Consider the following 4,870-nt stretch of genomic DNA (forward strand, 5'->3'; position numbering starts at 1 on the left):
GCGAGGCCGGGCTCGACGCCACCGCCATCGCAGCCACCGCCCTGCACGCCCTGGGCCTCGACGAGAGCGCCCATCCCCAGATCAAGGCGACGATCGGACTGAAAGCATGACTATTATGCGCCGTATGACATTCTCTCTCTCCCTGGCCCTCGGCACCGTCCTCGCGGCGGCGCCGGTGGCACTCCCGCTGCTGCCCGCCGCCCCGGCACACGCCCAGTCGGCACCGGCCACCGCGATCACGGCCCCCGTCACCGCGCTCTATGCCGCCCTGGGCCAGATCCAGGCCCGCAACAGCGGCAGCTTCGCGCAGCGTACGCAGACGCTCGCCCCGGTGGTCGACAAGGTCTACGATCTCGCAACCGTCCTGCGCGCCTCCGTCGGCCTGCGCTATGCCAGCTTCAGCGATGCCGACAAGCAGCAGCTTGCCGACGTGTTCCGCCAGTTCACGGTGGCCCGCTACGTCTCCAGCTTCAAACCGGGCGGCGACGCGCGCTTCACCATCGACCCCACGCCCCGCCCCTCGCCGGTGGGCAGCGACCAGATCGTGACCACCCATATCGGCTCGGCCGAGGATACCGACGGCACCGAAATCGACTATGTCATGCGCTCCGGCCCGCAGGGCTGGCGCATCGTGGACGTGCTGCTGAACGCGCATATCAGTCAGGTCGCAGCCCAGAGGTCCGATTTCAGCGCGACGCTCTCATCGGGGAATGTCCAGAATCTGATTGCCCTGCTACAGAAAAAGGTGAAGGCGTTCTCCGAAGACTGAACGCCCGCCACACCCCCGCCCCGCACCTCGTCCCACCACCCCTCACCGGAACGCTGATGTCCGCCTTGCATGCCCTTGTTTCTCCTGCGGGTCTCGCCGCCCTGATCGCGGCCGCCGGCTGCGTACAGGCAGGGCTGGGCACCGGATTGCTGGCGCGCTTCCGCTGGCGGGAGGAACGGGTACCACCGGGCGCCTCGCTCCCCCCCGTCACGGTCCTCAAGCCGCTGCATGGCGATGAACCGCTGCTGGAAGAGGCGCTGGAAAGCTTCTGTACGCAGGATTATCCGCACTTCCAGATCGTCTTCGGCGTGCAGGATGCCGGCGACCCGGCCATCGCGATCGTCCGCCGCCTGCGCCAGCGCCACCCCACGCGCGATATCGACCTGGTGGTCGATCCGACCGTGCACGGCGTCAACCGCAAGATCGGCAACCTGATCAACATGCTGCCCCGCGCGCGGCACGACCTGCTGGTCATTTCCGACTCGGATATCCATGTGGCGCCGGACTATCTGCGCCATGTCGTCCACGCGCTGGCCCAGCCCGGCGTGGGGCTGGCCACCACGCTCTATGCCGGCCTGCCGGCCTCGCGCAGCCTGCCGCGCCTGCTCGCCGCCTGCCAGATCAACCATAATTTCCTGCCCGGCGTGATGCTTTCGCGCTATCTCGGCCGGCAGGATTGCCTGGGCGCCACCATGGCCCTGCGGCGCGAAACGCTCGATGCCGTCGGCGGGCTGAAGGTCCTGGCCCCCCACATCGCCGACGACGCCATGCTGGGCCGCCTGGTGCGCGAGCGCGGCCTGCACATCGCCATCGCCCCGTGCATGACCTGGACCACGGTGGGCGAGGCCAGCTTCGGCGACGTGCTGACCCACGAACTGCGCTGGGGCCGCACCGTCAAGACGCTGGAGCCGGCGGGCTATGCCGCGTCGGCCATCCAGTTGCCGCTGTTCTGGGCCGCGGTCAGCGTCCTGACGAACCCCCATGCGTCCTGGACATGGTGGGTCTTCTTCTCCGTGTGGGCCATCCGGGCGGTCTGCGCGTTCTTTACCGACCGGCTGCTGGCCCAGCGTAGCCTGGTCCCGCTTCTGCTTCTGCCGGTGCGCGACTGGCTGTCGGCCGCCATCATGGTCGGCAGCGTCAGCGGCACGCGCGTTGCCTGGCGTGGACAGACGATGCATATCACACCACATTCGGCTATAGCCCCACCTACCCATCCGGTCGTGCCGGGCGAATAAGCGTCCGCACGACATCAACAGACAGACCGGGAAAACGGCCGTGCCGGGCCAACTCTCCCCACGTCCGAGGATCAGCGTACCATGACCATGTTGAGAACTTTGTTCCTTCAGCCCCCCTCCTTCGACGGGTTCGACGGCGGCGCAGGCTCCCGCTACCAGGCGAAGCGCGAGATCCGGTCGTTCTGGTACCCCACCTGGCTGGCCCAGCCCGCCGCCCTGGTCGAGGGCAGCCGCCTGATCGACGCCCCCCCGGCGCGCATGGGCATGGAGCCGATCCTCGCGGACGTGCGCGACCGCGACCTGGTCATCATGCACACCTCCACCCCGTCCTTCGCGTCGGACGTGAAGGTGGCGCAGATGCTCAAGGACGCGAATCCGAAGCTCAAGATCGGCATGGTCGGCGCCAAGGTCGCCGTCCAGCCCGAGGAAAGCCTGCTCAAGGGCGGCCCGGTCGATTTCGTCGCCCGCAACGAGTTCGATTTCACGATCAAGGAAATCGCCGAAGGCCGCCCCTTCGCCGAGGTCGACGGCATCTCCTGGCGCAACGAAGCCGGCGAGATCGTCCATAACCGCGACCGCGCGATCATCGAGAACATGGACAGCCTGCCGTTCGTGACCGAGGTCTACAAGCGCGACCTCAAGATCGAGGATTATTTCATCGGGTACCTGATGCACCCGTATATCTCGATCTACACCGGCCGAGGCTGCAAATCGCGCTGCACCTTCTGCCTGTGGCCGCAGACGGTCGGCGGCCACCATTACCGCACCCGCAGCCCCGAGCATGTGGCGGCCGAAATCCGTCTGGCGAAGCAGTATTTCCCGCAGGTGAAGGAATTCTTCTTCGACGACGACACCTTCACCGACGACCTGCCGCGCGCCGAGGCCATCGCGAAGGAACTCGGCAAGCTGGGCGTCACCTGGTCGTGCAACGCCAAGGCCAACGTGCCCCGCAAGACGCTGGAAGTGCTCAAGGCCAACGGCCTGCGCCTGCTGCTGGTCGGCTACGAGAGCGGCAACCAGCAGATCCTGCACAACATCAAGAAGGGCATGCGCGTCGAAACGGCCCGCGAGTTCACGAAGAACTGCCACGAGCTGGGCATCAAGATCCACGGCACCTTCATCCTCGGCCTGCCGGGCGAAACGCGGGAGACGATCCAGGAGACGATCAAATTCGCCACCGAGATCAACCCCCACACGCTCCAGGTCTCGCTGGCCGCGCCCTATCCCGGCACCTTCCTGCACAAGCAGGCGACCGAGAATGGCTGGCTGGACGAGAGCAACGCCGAACTGATCGACGAGAACGGCGTGCAGATGGCCCCGCTGCACTACCCCCATCTGTCGCATGAGGAAATCTTCAAGGGCGTCGAGGAGTTCTACCGGAAATTCTATTTCCGCGCCCCGAAGATCGCCTCCATCGTCAACGAGATGGTGCGCAGCCCGCAGATGATGAAGCGCCGCCTGCGCGAGGGGGTCGAGTTCTTCCAGTTCCTCAAGGATCGCCGCGCGGCCTGATTCAAGGGCTTTGCCCTTGACCCACCAAAGGGCAGTCGCCCTTTGGAAACCCATTCGTGGGGGGCGGGGCCGAAAGGCCCTGCCCGGTCCCGAGCTACACCGCTTACCGGATCGCACGATGAAGCAGGTGATCATCTCCGCCGACGATTTCGGTCTGTCGGAAGAGGTCAACGAAGCCATCGAGATCGCCCATCGCGACGGGCTGCTCTCCACCGCCAGCCTCATGGTCGCCGGCCCGGCGGCCGAGGACGCCATCGCACGCGCCCGCCGCCTGCCCGGCCTCCATGTCGGGCTTCATCTGGTGGTCATCGAAGGGCCGGCCATCCTGCCGCCCGCCGAAATCCCCCTGCTGGTCGATGCCAACGGACAATTCCCCTCCGACCAGCTCGATCTGGGCATCCGCTATTTCTTCCGCCCCGACGTGCGCCTGCAACTGGCGCAGGAGATCGAGGCCCAGTTCGCCGCCTTCGCCCGCACCGGCCTGCGGCTGGACCACGCCAACGCCCACAAGCACATGCACCTGCACCCCACGGTGGGCAGATACCTGATCGAAAGCGGCCTGCGCCACGGCCTGCAAGCCGTCCGCGTGCCGCTGGAACCGCCCGAACCGCTCATCGCGGCCGGCACTTATAACGATTCCATGGGTTCGGCCGCCCTGCGCCGCTGGACGGGCCTGCTGCGCCATCAGGCCCGCAAGGCCGGCCTGCGCACCAACGACTGGTGCTTCGGCATCGCGTGGAGCGGCCACATGACCGCCGACCGCGTCGCCGCCCTGGCCGCCCACCTGCCCGAGGGCCTGTCGGAAATCTATTTCCACCCGGCCACGGCCAAGGATGCGCTGCTGCAAAAGCTGATGCCGACCTACGACCACCAGGGCGAACTGGCGGCCCTATGCAGCCCCGGCTTCCGCGCCGGCCTGGCGCATTGCCACGCCATCCCCACAAGCTGGTCCAACTGAGGCGGCGCGCCCGCTGACCAGCCCCCATTTTCCGTCAGGCGCCAGAACGGATCAGCGGACCTTCATGCTATGCTGTCTCCGCAAGGGAGATGACGATGCGCTTTCATTCCGCCGCACATGGGCTCTTTCAGGCATCGAACTACGCCGGCCACGCCGCATCCCATGCGTTCGCGGGCCGCATCGTCCACACGCTATACAACGCGATGCTCTATTCGACCCTCTACCGGATCATGCGCCACGTTCCATTACCGATCATGATCGTGATCGTCGTCGTGGTCATTCTGATCGGCTACAACCGCGCCCAGAACACAGGCCGCCCCCCCTGGTAACCCCCTCCCGCGGCGCCGCACCCCGGAGCGGGTGGGAGAGGGGCCCGGCCGGGGGCGGGGGGCGGGG

General features: G+C 66.8%; 5 protein-coding genes. All 5 read left to right on the top strand.

Annotation, left to right across the window (positions count from 1 at the left end; all coding sequences use genetic code 11):
* The first annotated feature begins 106 nt into the window (after window positions 1–106).
* The 5 genes from ABF821_RS19155 to ABF821_RS19175 all read left to right on the top strand — a co-directional run bounded on the left by ABF821_RS19155 (window position 107) and on the right by ABF821_RS19175 (window position 4,803).
* Window positions 107–769 carry an ABC transporter substrate-binding protein gene (locus tag ABF821_RS19155; RefSeq protein ID WP_415531235.1) on the top strand — a complete coding sequence of 221 codons (663 nt, stop codon included), beginning with the start codon at window positions 107–109 and terminating at the stop codon, window positions 767–769.
* A 56-nt stretch (window positions 770–825) separates the two neighbouring features.
* Complete coding sequence (gene hpnI / locus ABF821_RS19160) at window positions 826–2,004, top strand: bacteriohopanetetrol glucosamine biosynthesis glycosyltransferase HpnI (RefSeq protein ID WP_183010226.1); 1,179 nt, start codon at window positions 826–828, stop codon at window positions 2,002–2,004.
* An 87-nt stretch (window positions 2,005–2,091) separates the two neighbouring features.
* The gene (hpnJ, locus tag ABF821_RS19165) at window positions 2,092–3,516 is read left to right on the top strand and encodes a hopanoid biosynthesis associated radical SAM protein HpnJ (protein WP_182975585.1); all 1,425 of its coding nucleotides are present in this window, start codon (window positions 2,092–2,094) and stop codon (window positions 3,514–3,516) included.
* A 118-nt stretch (window positions 3,517–3,634) separates the two neighbouring features.
* The gene (hpnK, locus tag ABF821_RS19170; RefSeq protein WP_114729001.1) at window positions 3,635–4,474 is read left to right on the top strand and encodes a hopanoid biosynthesis-associated protein HpnK; all 840 of its coding nucleotides are present in this window, start codon (window positions 3,635–3,637) and stop codon (window positions 4,472–4,474) included.
* Between the two features lie 95 nt (window positions 4,475–4,569).
* The gene (locus ABF821_RS19175; RefSeq protein ID WP_415531236.1) at window positions 4,570–4,803 is read left to right on the top strand and encodes a hypothetical protein; all 234 of its coding nucleotides are present in this window, start codon (window positions 4,570–4,572) and stop codon (window positions 4,801–4,803) included.
* The last annotated feature ends 67 nt before the right edge of the window (window positions 4,804–4,870 follow it).

This window comes from Gluconacetobacter sp., from assembly GCF_047721585.1.
GTDB classification, from domain to species: domain Bacteria; phylum Pseudomonadota; class Alphaproteobacteria; order Acetobacterales; family Acetobacteraceae; genus Gluconacetobacter; species Gluconacetobacter dulcium.